The 21,711-nt window shown below is 57.6% G+C and carries 18 protein-coding genes; 13 read left to right on the top strand and 5 right to left on the bottom strand.

Annotated features, from left to right (window positions below):
- Window positions 1-136 precede the first annotated feature (136 nt).
- From SK3146_RS07250 to SK3146_RS07220, 7 genes are all read left to right on the top strand, one after another.
- On the top strand, window positions 137-595 hold the full coding sequence (locus tag SK3146_RS07250; RefSeq protein ID WP_249864446.1) for a GNAT family N-acetyltransferase: 459 nt from the start codon (window positions 137-139) through the stop codon (window positions 593-595).
- Between the two features lie 233 nt (window positions 596-828).
- Window positions 829-1,425 (top strand): YdeI/OmpD-associated family protein, encoded by a 597-nt coding sequence (locus SK3146_RS07245; RefSeq protein WP_249864445.1) that lies wholly within the window; start codon window positions 829-831, stop codon window positions 1,423-1,425.
- 128 nt (window positions 1,426-1,553) lie between these two features.
- The gene (locus SK3146_RS07240) at window positions 1,554-2,129 is read left to right on the top strand and encodes a xanthine phosphoribosyltransferase (RefSeq protein WP_249864444.1); all 576 of its coding nucleotides are present in this window, start codon (window positions 1,554-1,556) and stop codon (window positions 2,127-2,129) included.
- A 303-nt stretch (window positions 2,130-2,432) separates the two neighbouring features.
- Complete coding sequence (locus tag SK3146_RS07235) at window positions 2,433-3,827, top strand: cytochrome ubiquinol oxidase subunit I (protein WP_249864443.1); 1,395 nt, start codon at window positions 2,433-2,435, stop codon at window positions 3,825-3,827.
- A 41-nt stretch (window positions 3,828-3,868) separates the two neighbouring features.
- On the top strand, window positions 3,869-4,879 hold the full coding sequence (gene cydB, locus SK3146_RS07230) for a cytochrome d ubiquinol oxidase subunit II (RefSeq protein ID WP_249864442.1): 1,011 nt from the start codon (window positions 3,869-3,871) through the stop codon (window positions 4,877-4,879).
- A 1-nt stretch (window position 4,880) separates the two neighbouring features.
- A complete protein-coding gene (gene cydD, locus SK3146_RS07225; RefSeq protein WP_249864441.1) occupies window positions 4,881-8,570 on the top strand; it encodes a thiol reductant ABC exporter subunit CydD in 3,690 nt (1,229 codons plus the stop codon).
- An 83-nt stretch (window positions 8,571-8,653) separates the two neighbouring features.
- A complete protein-coding gene (locus SK3146_RS07220) occupies window positions 8,654-9,322 on the top strand; it encodes a TVP38/TMEM64 family protein (RefSeq protein WP_249864440.1) in 669 nt (222 codons plus the stop codon).
- Window positions 9,323-9,422: 100 nt separating this feature from the next.
- Here the strand turns inward: SK3146_RS07220 and SK3146_RS07215 are convergent, their stop codons facing one another.
- Together SK3146_RS07215 and SK3146_RS07210 are read right to left on the bottom strand one after the other, a co-directional pair.
- On the bottom strand, window positions 9,423-10,139 hold the full coding sequence (locus tag SK3146_RS07215) for a response regulator (protein WP_249864439.1): 717 nt from the start codon (window positions 10,137-10,139) through the stop codon (window positions 9,423-9,425).
- Window positions 10,140-10,141: 2 nt separating this feature from the next.
- On the bottom strand, window positions 10,142-11,746 hold the full coding sequence (locus tag SK3146_RS07210; RefSeq protein WP_249864438.1) for an ATP-binding protein: 1,605 nt from the start codon (window positions 11,744-11,746) through the stop codon (window positions 10,142-10,144).
- 273 nt (window positions 11,747-12,019) lie between these two features.
- On the opposite strand from SK3146_RS07210, the gene SK3146_RS07205 reads away from it, so the two are divergent.
- The 4 genes from SK3146_RS07205 (at window position 12,020) to SK3146_RS07190 (ending at window position 15,974) form a co-directional block, all read left to right on the top strand.
- Window positions 12,020-13,075, top strand: coding sequence for a Bug family tripartite tricarboxylate transporter substrate binding protein (locus SK3146_RS07205; protein ID WP_249864437.1), 1,056 nt, complete (start codon window positions 12,020-12,022; stop codon window positions 13,073-13,075).
- A 13-nt stretch (window positions 13,076-13,088) separates the two neighbouring features.
- A complete protein-coding gene (locus SK3146_RS07200; protein WP_249864436.1) occupies window positions 13,089-13,550 on the top strand; it encodes a tripartite tricarboxylate transporter TctB family protein in 462 nt (153 codons plus the stop codon).
- 57 nt (window positions 13,551-13,607) lie between these two features.
- A complete protein-coding gene (locus tag SK3146_RS07195) occupies window positions 13,608-15,134 on the top strand; it encodes a tripartite tricarboxylate transporter permease (RefSeq protein ID WP_249864435.1) in 1,527 nt (508 codons plus the stop codon).
- Between the two features lie 144 nt (window positions 15,135-15,278).
- A complete protein-coding gene (locus tag SK3146_RS07190) occupies window positions 15,279-15,974 on the top strand; it encodes a TerC family protein (protein WP_249864434.1) in 696 nt (231 codons plus the stop codon).
- 18 nt (window positions 15,975-15,992) lie between these two features.
- Here SK3146_RS07190 and SK3146_RS07185 read toward each other — a convergent pair whose 3' ends face one another.
- Genes SK3146_RS07185 through SK3146_RS07175 form a run of 3 tightly spaced genes read right to left on the bottom strand, consistent with a single transcriptional unit; the run spans window position 15,993 to window position 19,662 of the window.
- Entirely contained in the window at window positions 15,993-17,129 is a 1,137-nt protein-coding gene (locus SK3146_RS07185) for a Ger(x)C family spore germination protein (RefSeq protein WP_249864433.1), read from the bottom strand.
- Window positions 17,099-18,184: an SLC5/6 family protein gene (locus SK3146_RS07180; protein ID WP_249864432.1), complete on the bottom strand. Its 1,086-nt coding sequence runs from the start codon at window positions 18,182-18,184 to the stop codon at window positions 17,099-17,101. The genes SK3146_RS07185 and SK3146_RS07180 overlap by 31 nt, the downstream gene beginning before the upstream one ends.
- Window positions 18,181-19,662, bottom strand: a complete 1,482-nt coding sequence (locus tag SK3146_RS07175; RefSeq protein ID WP_249864431.1) for a spore germination protein — start codon at window positions 19,660-19,662, stop codon at window positions 18,181-18,183. Before SK3146_RS07175 ends, SK3146_RS07180 begins: the two co-directional genes overlap by 4 nt.
- Before the next feature lie 165 nt (window positions 19,663-19,827).
- Between SK3146_RS07175 and SK3146_RS07170 the strand changes: the two genes are divergently transcribed.
- Together SK3146_RS07170 and SK3146_RS07165 are read left to right on the top strand one after the other, a co-directional pair.
- The gene (locus SK3146_RS07170) at window positions 19,828-20,982 is read left to right on the top strand and encodes a type III polyketide synthase (protein ID WP_249864430.1); all 1,155 of its coding nucleotides are present in this window, start codon (window positions 19,828-19,830) and stop codon (window positions 20,980-20,982) included.
- Window positions 20,975-21,709, top strand: a complete 735-nt coding sequence (locus SK3146_RS07165; protein ID WP_249866212.1) for a methyltransferase domain-containing protein — start codon at window positions 20,975-20,977, stop codon at window positions 21,707-21,709. Before SK3146_RS07170 ends, SK3146_RS07165 begins: the two co-directional genes overlap by 8 nt.
- Window positions 21,710-21,711: the final 2 nt, after the last annotated feature.

Here is a 21,711-nt window from a genome sequence, read left to right as displayed (position 1 = left end):
TGTTTATCAGTTGGATTTGCAGGGTCCGGCGCAACGTTCAAAATAAACCGGCAGCACAATTTTCCAAATCTGTATAGCAAAATGGCATCGGATGAATTAAGATGAGTACAGAAGAGCCGAGAAAGGAAGAGCTGAGATGAGCATAAAAGTTGCAAGAGCATCCGTATCGGATGCAGAGGAAATCCTGCCGCTGCAAAAGCTGGCTTACAGAAGCGAAGCGGAAATTTACAACGATTTTACTATTGAGCCGCTTGCTCAGACCTTGGAAGAGCTGCGCCAACAGTTTGATAATCACGTTATACTTAAAGCTTCGATGGATGGGACCATCATCGGCTCCGTACGAGCCTACGATCAAGACGGAACATGCTATATAGGCAAGCTGATGGTTCATCCGAATCACCAAAATAAAGGAATAGGCAAATTGTTAATGAACGCTATTGAAGAACTTTTTCCGGCATCCCGTTATGAATTGTTCACCGGAAGCAAAAGCGAGAGGAACATTGCCTTATACGAAAAATTAGGATATGGGGTCTTTAAAGAACGCTTGATCACCTCTGATTTTAGCTTGGTCTATTTTGAAAAGAAAAGCTCTTGAGATATACTGTTCAACTAAGAGAAACGATAGCATGGAGTTGCCCTTGCGGCAGCTCCTGTTTGGTATTCCTTGAAGCAGCTGGCAGTTTAATTCAATATTGAACGTATTGCCGTATATAAGCAATGATAAGCAATGGTAAGGTGTCGTGTTTTTACAATACAGGTTTTCGAGATTTTGTTAGGATAACACGGGTCAAGAATTACGTTCGTTTGAATGATTAGGAGGCGATTCATGTGGTAAAAAAATCGAGCTTGCCGATTATTTCTTTTGCCGATCCGTTATCTTTTGAGAGCTGGCTCGACGATCATTGCGATACCTCACCCGGCATCCGATTACAGATTGCGAAGAAGAATTCCGGCGTCGTAACGATTTCCTATAACGAAGCGCTCGAGGTTGCCTTATGCTACGGATGGGTCGACAGTCAGAAAGAAGCATACGATGAGAAAACATGGCTGCAGCGGTTTACTCCGCGCGGCGCCAAGAGCATCTGGTCGAAAGTCAATAAGGACAAGGCGGAACAGCTGATCGCAAACGGGCGAATGAAGACTTCCGGATATAAGGCAATTGAAGAAGCCCGGAAGAACGGGAACTGGGATAAGGCCTACGAATCGCAAAGCATCGCCTCGCTGCCTGAGGACTTCGCAATCGAGTTGGAGCGCAATGCAGAGGCTAAGGCGTTCTACGATACGCTCGACAGACAAAATAAATACGCGATCCTGTTTCGAATTCACAATGCCAAAAAACAAGAAACTCGAGATAAGCGAATCCGGCAGTTCATCCAAATGCTGGAGGAAGGCCAAAAAATTCATCCTTCATCCGGGACACGATAGCAGTATATCTCCGATAAAACTTCGCCCCTTTCCGGCAGACGAGTTGCTTTTAGGCCGGTTTTCAGTATATGCTACCTGAGGAATCGATCTTGCCGTCGCGGCAAGGAGATAGGGGGAGGAACCGTACTATGAAAGCATTGCAGGATAAAATCAGACAGGAAGGCACGGTGCTCAGCGACAGGGTGCTGAAAGTGGACTCGTTCTTGAATCATCAGGTCGATCCCGAGCTGATGGCGGCGATCGGTCAAGAGTTCGCGGCGCGGTATGCGGAAGCCGGCGTCGGCAAGGTGCTTACGCTCGAATCGTCGGGCATCGCTCCGGCCGTAATGACCGCGCTGGCGCTGAAGGTGCCGATGATTTTTGCGCGCAAGCAAAAATCGCTCACCTTGAACGAAGACCTGATCGTCAAGACCGTCTATTCGTTTACCAAGGAGCAGAAGAACGAAGTGGCGGTATCGAAGAAATTCCTGTCTCCGGGCGAGAAAGTGCTGATTATCGACGATTTCCTCGCTTACGGGGAAGCGGCCCTCGGCATGGCGCAAATCGTGGAAGCGAGCGGCGCGGTCGTCGCCGGCATCGGCATTGTCATCGAGAAGTCGTTCCAGAACGGAGCGGACAAGCTGAGAGAAGCGGGGTACCGCGTCGATTCGCTGGCCCGTATCGCTTCGTTGGCGGACAAGCAAGTGACGTTTCTGGAAGAGTAGGCGGCATCCGTCGATCATGGGATAGCCGAAGCGCCGGCCAGGGAGCTGCGCACGGGCTTTCGCATGGTTAGTAAAATATAGGCAGCAGGTCGGATGGAACGAATCCGGCCTGCTGTTTTTTTGTACAATCACAGGGAAAAAGTCATGCTCAAGGGTATGGACGAAGAGGTTTGCGGCGTTTGGCCGAAGCGTCATGATTTTGCTAAAAATGTTCAAAATCTGCCTCGGACTTTGTGATATTAATCACATGTAAGGCGGCCGCTTCCATCTATACTAACAACGTAGAGAAGGGAGGAATTCAATTTGGATACGTTGGATTTAAGCAGGTGGCAGTTCGGCATAACGACGGTTTATCATTTCTTGCTCGTACCTTTGTCGATCGGGCTGGCCTATCTCATCGCGGTAATGCAGACGATGTATGTAGTGAAGAAAGATGAATCGTACAAAATAATGGCGCAATTTTGGGGGAAATTGTTTTTACTGAACTTCGCCGTAGGCGTCGTTACGGGGATTATGCAGGAATTTCAGTTCGGCATGAACTGGTCGGATTATTCCCGGTTTGTCGGTGCCGTATTCGGAGGGCCGCTCGCTATCGAAGCGCTGGTGTCCTTTTTCCTCGAATCGACGTTTCTCGGTATCTGGATTTTCGGCTGGGACCGTCTGCCGAAGAAGGTGCATCTGGCCTCGATTTGGCTCGTGGCGATCGGTACGACGCTGTCGGCCTTATGGATTTTGAGCGCAAACTCCTTTATGCAGGAGCCGGTCGGCTATGCGATTCGCGGCGGCCGCGCCGAGATGACGAGCATCTTCGCCATCCTGGGAAACAAGCAGCTGTGGGTGGAATTCCCGCATGTCGTCTACGGAGCGCTGTCGACGGGCGCCTTGTTCGTAACGGGGATCAGCGCTTATAAAATACTTCGCAAGCAGCAGCCGCAGCTGTTCAAAGCTTCCTTCGCGATCGGCGTTACGATTGCGCTGGCGGCGAGTTTTATGACGGCCGTCGCCGGCCATGAGCAGGCCCAGCACTTGATGAAGTCGCAGCCGATGAAAATGGCGGCTTCCGAAGCGCTGTGGGACACGACGGGAGATAGCGCTCCGTGGACGGTGTTCGCCCTGATTGACGTGGAGAAGAAGCAAAACCGGGGACAGGTCGAAATCCCTTACGCATTAAGCATTTTATCCTATAACAAGCTGCACGGCAGCGTGCCGGGAATGAATGAACTGCAAGCGGAGTACGAGGCGAAGTACGGTCCGGGCAACTATATTCCTCCGGTCAAAACGACGTTCTGGAGCTTCCGCATCATGGTGCTCGCCGGGGTGCTGATGATTTTGCTGAGTCTGTTCGGCACTTACGCGGTCTGGCGCAATCGGCTGGAGCAGTTTCCGCGTTATTTGAAATGGATGATCCCTGCGATCAGTCTGCCCTACATAGCCAATTCGGCGGGCTGGATTATGACGGAGGTCGGCCGCCAGCCTTGGCTCGTTTTCGGCTTGCAGAAGACGGAAGCGGGCGTATCGCCTACGGTGACGCCGGCGATGGTGGCGACGTCGCTGATCGGCTTTACCGTCATTTACGGACTGCTGGCCGCCGTGTTAGTTTATCTCATCGTCGTCTTCGTGAAAAAAGGGGCAACCGACGATGATCATCATAAGCAGGACGATCACGGGATCGAATCGAGCGCGGCGACTCCTCTGTGAGGCCCGCCGGGGCAATGAAATAGAAAGCGAGGCGAAGGAATATGCTCGAAACCTTATGGTTTATTCTTATTACGGTGCTGTTCGTCGGATTTTTCTTCCTGGAAGGCTTCGACTTCGGCGTCGGCATGCTGACTCCGTTTCTCGGACGGACGGATACGGAGCGCCGCGTGCTTATCAATACGATAGGGCCCGTCTGGGACGGCAACGAGGTTTGGCTGATTACGGCGGGCGGCGCGATGTTCGCGGCGTTTCCGGAATGGTACGCGACCTTGTTCAGCGGCTTCTACATGGCGCTTTTCCTCATGCTACTGGCTCTTATCGGCCGCGGCGTGGCTTTCGAATTTCGCAGCAAGCTGCCGAATCCCCGGTGGCGCAAGCTGTGGGACGGCGTCATTTTCGGAGGCAGCCTGCTGCCGCCGCTCTTGTGGGGCGTGGCGCTGGCGAATCTGATGAGAGGCGTGCCGATCGACGCCAACAAAAATTATGCGGGCTCGTTCTGGGATTTGATCTCCGTCTATTCGGTGACGGCGGGTGTCAGCATCGTGCTGCTGTTCGTGCTCCACGGGGCGCTCTATCTCTCGCTGAAAACCGAAGGGGAGCTGCGGGAGCGGGCGAGACGGGCGGCGAACCGCTTCGGCGCGTGGGCCAGCATCGTGCTGCTGCTGTTCGTCTTCCTCAGCTATTTCGAGACGGATATGTTTACCCGCGACGGCATTATCCCGGGCATGGTTCCGCTCACGGCGGGCTTTGCGCTGCTCTCCGTCCATTTCTTCCTGAAAGCCGGGCGCGACGGCTGGGCGTTCATTATGACCGGGCTTACGATCGTGCTCTCTACGATTACGGTGTTTATGTCCCTGTTCCCGCGGGTGATGATCTCCTCGCTGAACCCGGACTGGACGCTGACGATCTACAATACGGCTTCGAACGAATATACGCTGAAGGTTATGACCGTGATCGCTCTTACTACGGTGCCCGTCGTCGTCGCTTACCAGGCGTGGACGTATTGGGTGTTCCGCAAACGGGTGAGCGTCAAGGATCATTTGGACTACTGATATGATGAAAAAACTGCTTGACCGCGTGCAAGGAACCCGGAAGCTGCTGCTGGCCGGCATCGGGTTCAGCGTCATCGGCGGGGTGCTGATGATCCTTGAATCCGTCAGCTTGGCCCGTCTCGTTCACGGAGCCTTTCTGAATGGGCTCGGCCTCTCGGCCTTGGCGCCGGTCTTCGCTGTGCTGCTCGGGTGGATACTGCTGAGAGCGCTCGTCCAGACGGCGAGCGAGTACGCCTCCTCCCAGATGGCGATGCGCATCAAGAGCGATCTGCGCCGCCAATTGCTCGCCAAGCTGGTCGAGCTGGGGCCGGGTTACGCCAAAGGCGAGCGCAGCGGGGAGCTGCTCGGAACCGTCTACGAGGGAGTGGAGCAGCTGGAGGCTTATTTGGCGCGCTATGTGCCGCAGATGGCTCTGTCCATGCTGATTCCGGCCGCGATCTTCTGCGCCGTCGCCGGATTGGACTGGATTTCGTCCGTCGTGCTGGCGGTGACGCTGCCGCTGCTCGTCGTGTTCATGATTTTGGTGGGACTCGCCGCCAAATCCAAAGCGCAGCGGCAGTTCGAGCGGTTAGGACAGCTCGGCGGGCATTTCATGGACGTGCTGCGGGGACTGCCGACCTTGAAGATGTTCGGCCGCAGCCGGGCGCAGATTGAGATCATCTCGCGCATCAGCGAGGAGTACCGGAAGACGACGATGGGCACGCTGCGGCTCGCGTTTTTATCATCCTTCGTCATGGAGCTGTTCGCAACGCTGAGCACCGCGATCGTAGCGGTGTTTCTCGGGCTGCGGCTGATTAACGGAGAGATCGGCTTCGAGCATGCGTTTCTCGTGCTGCTGCTGACTCCGGAGTTCTACGCTCCGGTCAGAGCGCTCGGCACGCAGTTTCACGCGAGCACGAACGGGATGGCCGCGGCATCCCGGATCATCGCCATTCTGGAGGCGGAGCCGACAGCCCGCGCCAAGCGGGAACAACCGCTGCCCGCCGGCAAGCCGAACGGCTGCCGCATCGAGTTTCGGGATGTCAGCTTGACGTATCCCGGCAGCTCGGTGCCGGCGCTGTCGAACGTGTCCTTCACGCTGGAGCCGGGAGAGCGCATTGCCGTTATCGGACCGACCGGTTCGGGGAAGAGTTCCCTGCTCGACGTGCTGCAAGGCTTCGCGGTTCCGACCGGCGGCAGCGTGCGGATGGACGGCGCCGACTTGGCGGAGCTGCCGCTGGACGCATGGCGGAGCCGGCTGTCGAGCGTGAACCAGAATCCGAAGCTGTATTACGGCACGCTGCGGGATAACTTGACGCTCGGCTGCGACGGTCCCGTCGACGAGGAGCGGCTGGCTCGCGCGCTGGAAGCGGCGGGCGTCGATTTCATCGCGCAGCTCCCGGACGGGCTGAACACGCTGCTGGGCGAAGCCGCTTCCTTGTCGGGCGGGCAGATTCAGCGCGTCGCCATTGCCCGGGCGCTGCTGAAGGACGCGCCGCTGCTGCTGCTCGACGAGCCGACCTCCGGCCTGGATCTGTGGCATGAGGCGATCGTCCGGCAAGGCTTGGAACGGCATCTGCGGACCCGCATGTCCGTGACGGTAGCGCACCGGCTGGAGACGGTGCGGGATGCGGACCGCATCATCGTCATGAACCGCGGACGTATCGCCGAAATCGGCTCGCCGGCCGAGCTATTGGCCGCGGGAGGCATGTACGCGCGTATGATGCGGACGCTGGAGCGGGAGACGAGCGGCCGCAAAGCTGCGCCGCCGCAGATGGAAGCGGGAAGCGATATGCGCGAGGGGCCGGACCTGAAGCGGGAAGGCGGGCGGACCGATGTCGGCGAAGAGCGGCAGGCCCCTTGGCGGGACCGGCAGGACGCTTGGCGCGGCGCGCTTTCTTTCCTGCGCCCGTACCGGGGCAGGCTGCTGACGGCGGTGCTGCTCGGCTGCCTGACGATAGCGGCGAGCATCGGTCTCATGGGCACGTCAGGCTACCTGATCGCCAGAGCCGCCTTGCGGCCGGAGTCGGTGCTGCTGCTGTGGGTGCCCATCGTGGGCGTGCGGTTTTTCGGCTTGTCCCGGGGCGCCTTCCGCTATCTGGAACGGCTGGTGTCGCATGATCTGACCTTCCGCGTCCTGCACCGGGTACGCGTCTGGCTGTACGAGAGCTTGGAGCCTGCGGGAGTCAGGCTGCTGGAGCGGCGGCGCAGCGGCGAGCTGCTGCAAACGCTCGTCGGCGACGTGGAGCAGCTGCAGCATATGTATTTGCGCGTTCTGGCTCCGCCGCTTGTCGCGCTCATAACCGGCGCGTTGGGCTGTTTCCTGCTCGCCGCGCAAGAGTGGCGGCTCGGGCTCGTTCTGCTGGCGATGCTGGCGCTCTCCGGCATCGGCCTGCCATGGCTCAGCGCCAGGCTGGGCAGAGAGCCGGGACGGGCGATCGCCGGCCGCCAAGCGATGATGTACGCTCAGACGAGCGATCTGCTCCTCGGCATGAAGGATCTGCTCGTGTTCGGGCGCGCTCAGGAGCGGCTGGAGGACATTATGCGGCTGCAGTCGCAGGTGAACGGGCAGCAGATGCGCTTGAACCGGGCCGGCGCAGCTGTGAGCGGAGCGATGCTCGGCGCGGCGCATGTAAGCATGTGGCTCGTGCTGACGGCTTCCGTCTATTTCACCGGGACGGGACGGCTGGAGCCGGTGTACATCCCGGCGCTGATATTGATGACGCTGGCCTGCTTCGAAGCCGTTGTACCGCTTCCAGCGGCATTTCAGCAATTGGGCCATACGCTGTCCGCGGCTTCGCGGCTGTTCCGCGTCGTGGAGGAGAACCGGGCTTTTGCGGCGGCGAACCCTCCGGAGCGGCAGGCGCCGGCCGCCGCTGCCGCTTCCGTCGCTTCTGCTGCGCCCGACATGCGCGGAGACCAAGGCGAGTGGGAGGTCGAGATGCGCGGCGTATCGTTCCGGTACGAACTGGGGCGGGATTATGCGGTCCGCGATGTTACCTTGAGCTTGAAGCCGGGGAGACGGATCGCCGTCGTCGGGGAGAGCGGAGCGGGCAAGAGCACGCTGCTGCAGCTGCTGCTCGGCTTGCGGGAGTATGCCGAAGGCTCGATTCGCATGAACGGGCGAGAGCTTCGCGAGCTGCCGGAAGCGTTCATTCGTTCCCAATATGCGGTCGTTTCCCAGGAGGTACAGCTGTTCAAGGCGTCGGTTGCGGCCAATTTGCGGCTCGGGCGACCGGAAGCGACGGATGACGAGCTGCGGGAGGCGGCGCGGCTTGCGCTGATCGACGATACGATCATGAGCTTGCCCCAAGGCTACGATACGCTGATAGGAGAGCGCGGCGGCCTGCTGTCCGGAGGCGAACGCCAGCGTTTGGGTCTGGCCCGGGCTCTGCTGCGCCGGACCCCGGCGCTGCTCTTGGATGAGCCGGCGACGGGACTGGATGTGCTGACCGAGGAAGCGTTCATGAACAACTTGCAGTCGGTCTGGAAGCGGCAAGCCGTCGTCTGGATTACGCATAAGCTGTCAGGGCTCGAACGGATGGATGAAATTATCGTGATGCATCAGGGAGAAGTCAAGGAACGCGGGACGCATGAGCAGCTGCTGCGGCTTGAAGGCTATTATTACCGTTTGTGGCGGCTGGAGAGAGAGAAGGAATGCCTGCTTGCAAGCTTTCAGGAAGCCGGAACGCCCGTGCCGCTGGAGCCATAGCGAGAATCGGGACGCAGCGGGGAATGAAGTTGCCTAAATCAGGAAACCTTATGAATGGAGCGGCAACCATTTCCTGAAGCGAGGTGATCGATCCCATGGGAGAGCGGCAGCCGTCATCCGGCGCGAAGCTCGTCAGCCTGATCAGCGCAGTGTTTATCGTCCTCGCCGTCGCGGGGTATATTTATTTGCTGCGCATCGGAGAAGCCCAGCGGCTGCTCGGGAGCATCAGGCATATGGGGGCGCTGGGCATCGCTATCGGAGTGGGCGTCCAGATTATCGTCAATATTTTGCCGGTGCCCGGAGAGTTTACTTCCATCGTGCTTATGGAAATTTACGGACCGGTCTGGGGCGGAGTGTATTCCTGGACCGGAGGCGTGCTAGGCGCAGTCGGAGCGATGTTTTTGACCAAATGGGTGACGAAGCCTTTTTTCGGTCCGATGGCCCGTCCTTTTCTCGACAAGGTGCAGCGGATGATCCGGCGGCGCGAGTCGTTCGGCCTGCTTCTGCTCCGCTTCGTACCTTTGGTGCCTTATCATGTCGTCAATTACACCGCTGGCTTGTTGAGCGTCAGACTTTGGGCGTTTATTTGGACGACGGCCGTAGGCATTTTGCCGTATACGATCGCCGTGAGCGGCATTTACGCCGGAGTGCGGAAGGGCTCGCTGCGCTGGGGAATCGCCGGCGCTGCCGTGTTCGTGCTCCTTTTCGGCATCGGTCTGTATGCGAAAAAAAGAAGCCGCTCCACGCCGTAATGAGTCGGGGCATGCCTGCCGCTTTATACGGAAGGCGCGAGCGGCCTTGGCGAAGACCCAAGCGTCAAACGTCCGGGAATGCCGCGGAATGCGTCCGCGGCTATCTCGTCGGCCGGTACACCCTTTCTGGCCGGCCGACGACGCCGTAAGAGAGATCGGCGTACACATCGCCCAGATGAACCAGATGCTCCAGATAACGCCGCCCGGTCGAGCGGCTGACTCCGATCATTTTGGCGATTTGCTCCGCCGTTAATCCGTCGGGCGCTTGAGAGATCGTCTGCGTCACCTTGACGAGCGTCAGCTTGTCGATGCCTTTGGGCAGAAAGCCGGCATCTGATCCCGCTTCCTTCTTCATGCTGCCGGAGAGCAGCCGGTCGACATCGCTCTGGCTAATGCTGCCGGTCTCGTTCAGCCGATTCAGCTCGCGGTGAAATTCCCGGTAACGCAGCAGCGTCTCCTGCAGGCGGCCGAAAATAAGCGGTTTCATAATATAGTCGAACGCGCCGCCGCGCACGGCTTCCCGAATCGCGTCGACCTCCTTGGCCGCGGTGATCATCACCACATCGGTGTCCCGGAAATGCTGGCGGATATACTGCAGCAAGTCGAGGCCGCTTGTTCCCGGCAAATAAATATCCAGCAGCACCAGGGAAGGGCGCAGAATGTCCAATTGCTCCTTCGCCTGAGCCTCGTCGGGCGCAATGCCGACCACAGTAAAGCCCTCGACCTTCTCGATAAATCTGCGGTTGATTTCGGCGATTCGCAGATCATCCTCGATAACCAGCACTTCCACGGCCGTTATGTTCGCTGGAGCCGTCATCGTTACATCCCCCCTGCCGAAGGCTGATGTCGCTTCGGAATGGCAACGGTAAACAGCGTGCCTCCCGAAGGATTTCTATGGAACGTAATATATCCGTTCAGCTTGCCGACCGCGTGCGAAACAAGCGCCAGACCGATGCCGCGGTGCTCTCCCCGTTTGGTGGAAAATCCTTTATCGTAGATGGAGCCGGCAGCCTCTTCGGGAATGCCTGCGCCGTTATCCTCGCATTCGATAATGAGATCGTCGCCGAGATCGGTCAAAAACAATTTGACCTGCTTATCCGGCTTGCCCTCGCAGGCCAGTACGGCCTCCATGGCGTTGTCGATCAGATTTCCGATAATCGTGACCAGCAAGTTGCGGTCCGCCTGCTCGGGAATATCGCGGAAGGAGCTCTCGCGATCGATTTCAAAGCTCAGCTTCAGCTCCTGCGCATGGTTGTACTTGCCGATCAATAGCCCGCCGATCATCGGATCGGGTATTTCCCGCATAATGAACTGCACGAAATTTTGATGCACATCGACCTCGCGAGAGATAAGCTCGACCGCTTCCTGGTACGACTCCAGCTGAATCAGTCCGGAGATCACGTACAATTTATTGGAAAACTCATGGGTTTGCGCCCTTAACGACTCGGCGAACCGCTTCACTTGAGACAGCTCCTCGGCCAGCCGGTACAGCTCGGACTTGCTGCGGAAGCTGGATACGGCGCCGGTCACCTGGCCGCTGCGGTCGACGATGGGCACGCGGTTGACGACAACTTCGCGGTCGCCGATCAGCATCTCTCTGTCCGTTTCGGATTGCCCCGTACGAACGACCTCAAGCAGCCGGGTGTTCGGGATCACTTCTTCAATATGCCTGCCGGATATCGTCTCGTGCTCAGGCAGCTGCAGGAGCTGCAGCGCGTACCGGTTGGCAAGGGTGACGACGCCTTTGCCGTTGACGGCAATGATGCCTTCGCGGATCGATTCCAGAATCGCCTGCTTCTCGGTGTACAGCGCGCCGATTTCTTCCGGCTCCAGACCGTGAATGGAGCGCCGCACGCTGCGCGCGATCAGAATCGAGCCGGCGATGCCGACGGCGAGCAGGAGGAGCGTAATCCATTCGACCCGTTCCTGGTAAATGTCGTCGATGCGGTCGATATTTTCGGTCAGAAAGCCGACCGAGATGATGCCGATGACGCCGCCGTTATCGTCGAAGACGGGAGCCTTGCCCCGCAGAGCGGGTCCCAAGGAGCCGATAGCCTCGGAAATAATCGAATGCCCCGCAAGCACCGGCCCGTTATCCCCGCCGACCATTTCTTTACCGATCCGATCGGCTACGGGATGCGCATAGCGAATGCCTTCCCGGTTGCCGACGACGATATATTCGGCGCCGATTTTCTCGCGGATGCTTTCCGCGATCGGCTGGATGATCTCCGAAGGATTCGGTTCGCCGAACGCTTTGCGGATTTCCGGCATAAGCGCTATCGTCTCCGCCACCTGGAGCGCCCTGGTGCCGATCTGGTCCTCGAATACCGAGGTCGTTATATAGTAGAAAATACCGCCGAGGCTTACGATCACCAGAGAAAGCAGAGAACAGATGATGAGAATAAGCTTGGTTTGCAACCGCATGGAATCGAATCCTCCCGCATGATATTTCAGGATGTGTAACGGGCAATTGCAGATGATGACCTGGCAGCGAAGTCTATTGTAACATAAAGCGCTGTCATTTTGACGAAATGAAGCCTGGAAACGCCGTGAACAATATGAACAAAATCGACACAATGGAGTTATTATCATTAATTTCGTTAAACTGTTCGAACGAAGAACCCGGTGGTATTCTGAAAGCGTTATCTCAAAAGAAAGCGCATTCAAAAATTAAAAATTATCGGAGGGGTTCATTTCATGAAAAACGTTTGGGCAGCTTCCCTGAAAGTTACCGCCGTCAGCCTGCTTGCCGTCAGTCTTGCCGCCTGTGGCGGAGGAGCCAAGCCGGCCGCCTCGGGCGCGGAGAACGGCAAGAGTACGGCGCAGCCTGCCGCATCCAAATACCCGGAGAAGGCCGTCAGTCTGATCGCGCCTTCCGGCGCGGGCGGCGGCTGGGATATGACCGCCCGCACGATCGCCAAGGTGCTGGCGGAAACCAAAGCGCTGGATAAGCCGGTCACCGTAGAGAACAAGCCGGGAGGAGGCGGCACCGTATTCATGGCGGAGTACGCAACCAAGGACGTCAAAGACAACTATAAGCTGTTCGTCAGCTCGCCGCCGATTTTGATCAACAATTTGAAGAAGGAGGGCAACACGCCGTTCGGGTACAAGGATACGACGCCGCTCGCTCAGTTGACCAAAGATTACGGAGCGATCGCCGTCGCCGCCGGTTCCAAGTACAACGATCTGAAGTCGCTGCTCGACGACATGAAAGCGGACCCGTCCAAGCTGACCGTCGCCGGAGGCTCCGCTCCGGGTTCGATGGATCATCTCGTCTCCATTCTCCCGGCGTTCAAGTACGGCATCGATCCGAAGAAGGTGAAGTACGTATCCTACGACGGCGGAGGAGAAGCCATCACCGCGCTGCTCGGCGGCAATGCCGATGTCCTCGGCACAGACGCTTCCTCGCTCGATCAATATTTGAAGGCGGGCAAAATCAAGGTGCTGGCCGTAGCGGCGCCGCAGCGTCTCGGGGGCGGCATGAAGGACGTGCCTACGATGAAGGAGCAGGGCGTCGACGCCGAATTTCTGATCTGGCGCGGCATCTTCGGACCGAAAGAAATGAGCGCGGACGCCAGGAAGTTTTGGGACGAGGCGATTAACAAGATGGTCGAGTCCGAGCAGTGGAAGAAAGAAATGCAGGCGAACAACTGGGAGACCGAATATAAGAAGGCGGACGACTTCAAGACTTATTTAACGGCGCAAGAGGCGCAGGTCAAAGATATTTTGACCGCTTTGGGCATGCAAAAGTAAGGAGTGGATGGGAATGAACCATACGTTCGACCGTTATGCGGGCATCGTCTTTCTCGCTGTCGGCGCCGTCTTCGCGATCGGAAGCCGCAGCATATCGACGAGCGCCTACGGCAGCAATGTCGGAGCGAACATTTTTCCAATGGTGCTCGGGATTGCTTTATCGCTGCTGAGCCTGCGGCTGATCTACGAAAGCTTCCGCAAGCAGCGGGCGCAGAAGAAGCGGGACAATCTGGACTACAAGCGGTTCGCCGTTATTTTCGCGGCGGCCGTGCTGTACGCCTGCTTCCTCGAAGACATCGGCTTCGTCATCTCGACGTTCCTGTTTTTGCTGATCGGGTTTCAAACGATGCAAAGAGGACGAATCTGGGTTTCGCTGCTGATTGCGGCGGCGTTCTCCTACGGGGTGTACTTTTTGTACGTCAATGTGCTGGACGGTTCGCTTCCCGGGTTTCCGGCATGGCTCGGCTTATCGTAATCGCATGCAAAAGGATGAAGCGTATGCTTGAAGCATAGGCTGGCAGGAGGGAGAAACATGAGCACGATCGAGTATTTGCTGCACGGTCTCGGCACGGCGATGCAGTGGCATAATCTGGTATTTGTTTTCATAGGAGTTTTGATCGGGACGGTCGTCGGCGTACTGCCGGGGATCGGCCCGATGAGCGGGGTCGCGCTGCTGATTCCGATTACGGCGACGATAACGAGCGGCTTGGCGCCGGAGGAAGCGGCCACAAGCTCGATCATTTTGCTGGCGGGGGTTTATTACGGAGCGATGTACGGAGGCTCGACGACGTCCATACTGCTGAATACCCCGGGCGAGTCCTCGTCGGTCGTCACGACGCTCGACGGCTACCAGATGGCCAAGCAGGGCCGGGCGGGCGCGGCGCTCGCCATCTCGGCGATCGGTTCCTTTGCGGCCGGCATCATCTCGCTGATCGGGCTGATCTTCCTGGCCCGCCCGCTGTCGGCGGCAGCCGTCAAGTTCGGGCCGGCGGAATATTTCTCGCTGATGGTGCTGGGGCTGCTCGCGATCAGCGGATTGGCGGGCAAATCGATGGTCAAAGCGCTGATAATGACGGCGTTCGGTCTCTTGCTGGCTACGATCGGCATCGACAGCGTCTCGGGAGTGGAGCGATTTACGTTTAATATCCCCGAACTGTATCAAGGGCTGGAATTTCTGACGATCGCGGTCGGCACGTTTGCCGTCGGCGAAGTGTTCAAAACGATCTTGGAGCGCGAAGCCGGCGACGGGGAGCTTGCCAGAATCAACCGGATTTTGCCGACAAGGAAAGATCTGAAAGACAGCGCGGCGCCGATCGCCCGAGGCTCGATTCTGGGCTTCTTTATCGGACTGCTGCCCGGCGCCGGCGCCATTCTCGCTTCCTTCTTCGCCTATATCGTGGAAAAGAAAATCAGCAAGCACCCGGAGAAGTTCGGCAAAGGCGCCATCGAGGGAGTCGCTTCCCCCGAATCGGCGAACAACGCCGCATCGGGCGGCGCGATGATCCCGCTGCTTAGCCTAGGGATTCCGTCGTCCGGCACGACGGCGATTCTGATGGGCGCTTTCATCATGTATAACGTACAGCCGGGCCCGCTGCTGTTCCAGGATCATCCGCAGCTGGCTTGGGGCGTCATCGCGAGCATGTTCGTCGGCAATTTGATGCTGCTCGTGCTCAATATGCCGCTGGTCAAAGTATTCGCCAAAGTCATCGAGACGCCGGCCCGGTATTTGCTTCCGCTTATCATTGTGTTCTCGGTGTTCGGCGTGTATGCCGTGCAGTATTCGACGTTCGATTTGCTGCTCATTATGGGGTGCGGCCTTGCCGGTTACTTCTTGTCCAAGAACGACTACCCGCTGGCGCCGTTAGTGCTGGGGCTGATTCTCGGTCCGATGATGGAAAACAATATGCGCCGGGCGCTGACGATCTCGAACGGCGACTTTATGATTTTTCTGCAAAAGCCGGTTTCGCTCGTCTTTTTATTGATCGGACTGCTCTGGATCGCGATTCCGCTTGTTCTCAAGCTGCGCGGCCGGAACGTGCTCGTTAACGAGGAAGGATAGCCGGACATCGTTATCGGACGGTTTTCTCTTGAAAGGGTATTCTTTTTTACCGGGAAAATCCATATGAATATAATATTTTCGGCGCACGGATAAGCCGGTAACCGAATCGGCGAAAGATGAAATAGGAAAGGATATGCTGCCGTTATGGATGTAGGGTGGATGCTGCTTGGTCTGGCGCAAATTATGTTGATCAACATCGTCTTGAGCGGCGATAACGCGGTCGTAATCGCGCTCGCTTGCAGAAACTTGCCGGCGGAGCAGCAGAGGAAGGCTATATTTCTTGGAAGCGGAGGGGCGATCGCGCTCCGGGTCGTACTCACTTTCGCAGCCGCATGGCTGCTGCAAATTCCGTATGTCCAACCGGCCGGAGGATTGCTGCTGCTCTGGATTGCGTTCAAGCTGTTGATGAACGACGAGCGCGAAGAGCAAACGGCGTCCAGCCGCCATCTGGGCGCGGCGGTCAGAACGATCATCACGGCCGACTTGGTCATGAGTCTGGACAATGTACTTGCCGTTGCCGGAGCCGCATCCGGCAATTTGCTGCTGATCGGACTCGGGCTTGCCTCCAGCATCCCGCTTGTTATTTGGGGCAGCCAGTTTCTGATGAAGCTGATGAACCGCTTCCCGGTCATTGTGCTGCTTGGAGTAGGGCTGCTTGGGTACACGGCGGGGAAGATGATTCTAAGCGACGATACGGTCGCGCAATGGGTCCATTCGCTAAGCCCGGCGGTTCATACGGCCATTCCGCTGCTGCTGGGGGCTTCGGTGGTTGCCGCAGGCAGGGCGCTGGAGAGGCGCCGCCGGCATAAGCGGCGGCAGATGCAGGCGGACTGTTCTTGACGTTATGCGCAGCGTCATTCATTTGATCATGCCCTTGCGTTGAATATTGGTCTTAACATGAACCTCAACCCGTTGATCGGGAAAGATGCTGGTCAGCCATTCTTTTTTATCCAGCTTGCCTCCGTGAGCTACCCGGTATACTTCGCCGAAACCGACGGGATCGGAGCGCATGTCCTGCAGCTTCGCGATGAGCGACGACAGCTCTTTCTCAACCTGACGGCTGAGCTTGCTCTCAATCTCCAACAGCTCGGCTCTGGAATCGATGGACAGCCGGGCGGTTTGATCCAAATCGAGCTTGAGCAGCAGCTCGACGTTCATCCGGTCCCGCTTCCATTGGACCTGGCTCTTATAGTTCAGCAGCGTAAACGAAAGCTTTTCTTTCTCCAGCGTGAAGGTGGTGGAAGCGAGCTTTCTTTTTTGCAGCAGGGACACGTATTTCACATCGTTCGACGGAATATAGCCGACGAGCCGGTCGCTGCCGAACAGAGCCATTTCCGAGGTTTGCAGCGCGGTTTCTTCTCCCGAACGGCTTAATACCATGGAATACGGCGAGGCGCCCGGATCGAGAGTCCCGCTGTAAAATTGATATAAATAGATCGGCAGCACCTCGAAAGTATCCGATCCGGCACCGGAGAACACATCGACCATCCAGTCGCCCACCGATTCCGGGACGGAAGCTTTGGCGCGGATAATATGTTCCGGGCTTCCTTTGGTAACCGCCACCCAGGCGATCTTTTGGATTTCGTCGCGGCGCATCAGGAAGTCGAGCTGCTCGGACAATCCTTTTTTGGCGAGCTCGCCGGAGAACAGGATCACTTTGGTGTGGCCGTATTGAATGTCGCGGGCCGATTTGCGTTTAAGCTGATACAGCGCGTCGGAGATCGTATATCCTTCCGCCGTCATGATGAAATTGGGAGATCCTTTGCCCGTCAATGTCCCTCCGGAAGGGGCCAGGGAAGCATAGCGGCTCGGTATGGCCGACAGAGCATGCACGCGCACGCCTTTTTCCGCGGATTCGATGCCAAGCACGGTAACGAAAGTGATGCGATTAATTTGTTTGACATCCCCGCAGCCGCCGGTGACAACTACAGCGAGAAGGAGCAGCATAAGCAGCGACCGGCGCTTCATCCCCGTTTCCCCCTCATCGTCATCCATACGTACAAGCACAGCGGAAACAGCACGATGATCCCAAAAGCATAGCACCCGAGCCAATACGAATATTTGAAAAAGAAAAACGGCATATTGGCTTTCATCAGCATGAAGGGGAGCGCAGCGGCCACGGCGATGACGAAATAGGGCGACAGCCGGAGGCCGAGCATTTGAGCGAAGCAGAAGGCCGTCGAGCGAACAAAGAATACGGCCCCGAGCACAATTAAATACTCCCACAGCAGCACGATGAGAAAGACGACCCGCTCCAGAAAAAAGTTCTCCAGCCGCACGGTGCTGTACGTTCCGTTGGCGAGAAAGGATACTGTTTTGCCTGCGGGCAAGCCGAGCGTGGTGATCCCCAAGGCCAGCATCAGACCGGCAATGAAGGACGCCCCGGTCATCAACACCGCTAGGGAGACGAAGGAAGGCTTTTGGGCAGACCTTGTTATCAGCATCGTACTGGCAGCCGCAGGAATGAACATCAGCATAATGACGGCGACGGCGGTCAGCGGATCGGTCCAATCGCTCTTGTCAACGATCGGCAGCATATAGGACCATTTCGCATTGCTGAGCGGCAGCAGGGAAAGCAGCAGAAACGGCGGCACGATGAACAGCATGAGCAGATGCGCATACCGCCCGATCGTCTCCATGGGGAATAGGGCCATTAAGCCTGCAATAATCGGTCCTATCGACATCAGAAGCCGTTGGTCGCCGTACAGCAGCGTACGCGAGAAAAAATCTCCGATCAGCATTAGCGTGTAGCCCGCACCTCCCAAAAATAAGAGACCGTGCAAAAAATAAGACGCGGGGGCAAGAAGCTTCGGCCCGATCTCTCCCCCGGCCAGCATGATGGAGGTCGATTTCATTCGCGTAACGATTTTCAAGCTGATCCAGGTGCCGAATACGACCGCCAGCATGCATGGGAAAAAAAGCCAGACGCCGTTCCGGCCGACGGCGGCGAGCACCGTCGTTTGGACGCCCCTTGTGATGGAAATTCCGAGCGTAACGACAAACAGCAAGATCGGATAATGGACTTCTTTTTCCTGTAGTTTCCACTTCAAAGCAATTTCTCTCCTTCCTTGCGGCTCATTTTGGACTTAGAGTCGGCACGGTAGGTGCTGGGCCGGAACCGGGACAGAAGAAGAGGAGCCCGGGTCAATCCGTCCCGGAATAAATCTTTATATAGAAACGTATCGAAAGGGGCCAGGTAAGGGACGCCGAGCGATTTCAGATGACACAGATAGAGAAAAATAAATGCGGTCCCCAGCGTCATCCCGTACAAGCCGAGAGGAATCGCCAGCGCAATCAATATATAGCTGCACATTCTTAGGGCTACGCCGACCATATAGTTCGGTGTCGTAAAGCTTCCGATGGCGGTAGCGGCCGTAATGACGATCATAATATTGCTGATCAGGTGGGCTTGCGCGGCGGCCGTGCCGATAATAAGTCCGCCGACGATCGTCGCCGTACCCCCGATGACCCTGGGCAGCCGCACGCTCGCTTCGTTGATTAATTCGAGCAGGAAGACCATGATGCACACTTCAATGTAAGCGGGGTATGGAACCCCTTCGCGGCTGGCGGCGATAGCCAGCATGAACTGGATTCGCAGCACATCCTGATTGATCGTCGTAATCGAGATGTAAAAGGCCGGAAGAAAAACCGTCAGGAACAAGCCGACCAGCCTGACGAATCTTAGAAAGGAGCCCGATAAAAAAGGAAAGTAATAGTCATCGGCGGTCTGGTAGAGCGAAGTGAGAGTCACGGGCAGTATAACGGCGGTAGGCGACGAGTTCATCAGAATGATGATCCGGCCCTCCAGCAGCGCCGAGACGGCTTTGTCCGGCCGTTCCGTCGACTGGGACAGCGGAAAGGGAGACCACCATTTATTTTTTTCCAGGATGAGATTGGCGACTTGAGTCGTGTCCACGACGCCGTCAATCCGGATCGTTTGAATGCGCTCCACGATTTGATCGACCATCTGCCGGTTCGCAATGCCGTCAAGATGCATCACGGTAACGTTCGTCCCCGTCAAGTTGCCTATGACAAACGATTGCGCCGTTAGACTCTCATGACGAATGCGCGCGCGAATGAGAGCGATATTCGTCTCTAGATTTTCAATAAAAGCGTCCCGCGGACCGACCAGCGAGCTTTCCGTTTCCGGGGGAGTAATGGACCGACTCTGCCATTCGGACACGTCGACGACCAGCGCTTCCGGGTTTCCGTTTAACAGAAACAGGCAATGGCCGGCATACAGCTTGGTCAGCAGCAGCTGCCGCTGCCTGCCCGGAACCCATTCTCCAATGGAGGAGAAGTACTGGAACGCCGCCGGCGGAAGCGGTGTGCCGAACGCTCCGTTCCCGCCGTTTGCGAGAGATTGGAACGGAGTGAGGAGCAGCTCCTCGATTTTGGCTTTATTCGTGATGGTAGACAGAAAGACCAGCAGCCCGGCCGGTGCGGCACCGTCCTTGAAATACAAAGGCTGCTCCTGCAGATCCGATGGTTTGCATGCGGGCTGGAACAGCTCGTCGATAGAGATCATAAGCGAAATATCTCCTCCCCATAAATAACCATTACCCGCTAGTATGAAACCGGCGCGCGATTCTTATTCAGGAAGGAGGACCGCTGCCTGTCATAACGGGGGCGCACGGCGAATAGACTTGTCTTAGCATCTGAATTAGAAAAATATGGAGAGGACGAGCGCACCATGGAACAAACAGCTTCGAAGGTTGCCCTGCTGGGTATAGGGACCTCGGTGCCTGCTTACCGGATTGAGCAGATCGAGGCGGCGCAAAGATTGACCGACGCGCTTAAGGATCATCCGGATTCTATGCGCTGGGCTAAGCGAATCTTCAAGCAATGTGCGGTGGAAACGCGTTATACCTGCGAGCCGGAGCTGCTAAAGCCGGCGGCGCAGTGCAGATATTCGCCGGGTACGCCCGAAGAAGACGTGCCGACGACAGCCGAGAGAATGGCCGTCTATAAGCGCGAATCGGTCCCGTTAGGCATAGCTGCGGCCCGGCAGGCCATTTCGGATGCGGGAGTGTCTCCTTCGCATATAACGCATGTCATTACCGTCAGTTGTACGGGACAGTTTCTTCCCGGGCTGGATAGCCTGCTTGTCGGAGCGCTTGGCTTATCCCTCGGCGTATTGCGGATTCCGCTCAATTTTCTCGGCTGCGCGGCCGGGCTCAAAGCGATAGGGTTGTCCCGGCGCATTGCGGCCTCGTCTCCTCGCGCGGCGGTGCTTGTCGTATGCGTGGAATTGTGCACGCTGCACTTGCAGTCATCCGTCCGGCGGGAGGATCTGTACGCGGCCTCCTTCTTCGGCGACGGCGCGGCTGCTTGCGTGATCGGGCATAGCGGCGGCGAGGGCAGCGAAGGGGAATTCGAGCTGGGCGAGGATCGCTCCGCGCTCGTCAGCGATTATGCCGGCGAGATGGTATGGGAGGTCGGCGATCGCGGGTTTGATCTGTATTTGTCGCCGGGCATACCGCGGATTATCGGGGAATGGATGCCCCGGAATATCCAGGATTGGCTGCAAGGCGAGGAGTCACCCCGGCTATGGGCGATTCATCCCGGCGGCAAAGGAATCGTGGATGCGCTTCAAAACAGCCTTGGCCTGACGGAGGAGCAGACGGCGGCAAGCCGGGCGGTTCTCCGCGATTACGGCAATCTGTCCTCGGCGACGATCTTGTTCGTGCTGCAGGAGCTTAGACAAAGATTGCGGGAACAGGAAGCGGAAGCCGCAGACGGCATCGCGATTGCCTTCGGCCCTGGACTGACGGCGGAAATGATCCGCATTCGTTACACGCCCGCGCTTAGCGCGCGGAAGCGGCCGTTAAACAATGCTTATGCCTGATTTCCTCGAACGGCGTTCGGAACGGGCCGAGCTGATGGACGATTTGTCGGCCGGCGGAGAGGAGCTTCGCGAAGCATTGCGGCATCTGCGCCGGCTGAACCGCTTATTCGCGGCGGCGGCGCCGACGCTGCACGGCGTCCGCCGTCTCTGGGAGGAAGCGGGAAGGCCGCCGGCTTTCAGCATTCTCGACGTCGGAGCGGGGTCCGGCGATGTGAACCGCCGCCTTCTCGCCTGGGCGGATGCCCGCGGAATCCGGATGGACATTACGCTCGTCGATTGGACGGAGGAAGCCTGCGAGGAGGCGAGGCGGTATTTTCGCAGCGAGGAACGGGTCCGCGTCGTTCGCGCGGATTTGTTCCAGCTCGGCGAAGCGATGGCGGACGTCGTTACGGGCACGCAGTTTCTCCATCATTTTCATTGCGCGGAGCTCCCCGCCGCCGTGGCCGGCATGCTCCGGGCTTCGCGCAGGGGCGTCGTCATTAACGATATTCACCGGCATTGGCTGGCTTGGACTGCCGTTTGGCTGGCAGCCCGGGTACTGTCGCGCAACCGGTATATTCTTCACGACGGGCCGCTGTCGGTGGCCAAAGGCTTTCGTGCGGACGACTGGCGGCGGCTGCAAGCGGAATGTCCAAGCGGCCGGCCATGGTACTGCGCCTGGAGGCCGCTGTTTCGCTATGCGGTCGTTATTTCCAAAGAATCACTTCGGACGGAGGATCGGAGCTGACG

The sequence above is a fragment of the Paenibacillus konkukensis genome (assembly GCF_023523925.1).
Classification (GTDB): Bacteria; Bacillota; Bacilli; order Paenibacillales; family NBRC-103111; genus Paenibacillus_S; species Paenibacillus_S doosanensis.
Note: the sequence above shows the minus strand (reverse complement) of the source record. Positions and strands in the feature narration are given on the sequence as shown.

Bases quoted from the DNA above. Each gene is read 5' to 3' on its own strand.
- SK3146_RS07185 (WP_249864433.1), bottom strand. From the start codon at position 17,129: ATGGATGACGATGAGGGGGAAACGGGGATGAAGCGCCGGTCGCTGCTT.
- SK3146_RS07165 (WP_249866212.1), top strand. From the start codon at position 20,975: ATGCCTGATTTCCTCGAACGGCGTTCGGAACGGGCCGAGCTGATGGAC.
- SK3146_RS07250 (WP_249864446.1), top strand. From the start codon at position 137: ATGAGCATAAAAGTTGCAAGAGCATCCGTATCGGATGCAGAGGAAATC.
- SK3146_RS07190 (WP_249864434.1), top strand. From the start codon at position 15,279: ATGGATGTAGGGTGGATGCTGCTTGGTCTGGCGCAAATTATGTTGATC.
- SK3146_RS07195 (WP_249864435.1), top strand. From the start codon at position 13,608: ATGAGCACGATCGAGTATTTGCTGCACGGTCTCGGCACGGCGATGCAG.
- SK3146_RS07205 (WP_249864437.1), top strand. From the start codon at position 12,020: ATGAAAAACGTTTGGGCAGCTTCCCTGAAAGTTACCGCCGTCAGCCTG.
- SK3146_RS07200 (WP_249864436.1), top strand. From the start codon at position 13,089: ATGAACCATACGTTCGACCGTTATGCGGGCATCGTCTTTCTCGCTGTC.
- cydD (WP_249864441.1), top strand. From the start codon at position 4,881: ATGATGAAAAAACTGCTTGACCGCGTGCAAGGAACCCGGAAGCTGCTG.
- SK3146_RS07215 (WP_249864439.1), bottom strand. From the start codon at position 10,139: ATGACGGCTCCAGCGAACATAACGGCCGTGGAAGTGCTGGTTATCGAG.
- SK3146_RS07175 (WP_249864431.1), bottom strand. From the start codon at position 19,662: ATGATCTCTATCGACGAGCTGTTCCAGCCCGCATGCAAACCATCGGAT.
- SK3146_RS07240 (WP_249864444.1), top strand. From the start codon at position 1,554: ATGAAAGCATTGCAGGATAAAATCAGACAGGAAGGCACGGTGCTCAGC.
- cydB (WP_249864442.1), top strand. From the start codon at position 3,869: ATGCTCGAAACCTTATGGTTTATTCTTATTACGGTGCTGTTCGTCGGA.
- SK3146_RS07170 (WP_249864430.1), top strand. From the start codon at position 19,828: ATGGAACAAACAGCTTCGAAGGTTGCCCTGCTGGGTATAGGGACCTCG.
- SK3146_RS07210 (WP_249864438.1), bottom strand. From the start codon at position 11,746: ATGCGGTTGCAAACCAAGCTTATTCTCATCATCTGTTCTCTGCTTTCT.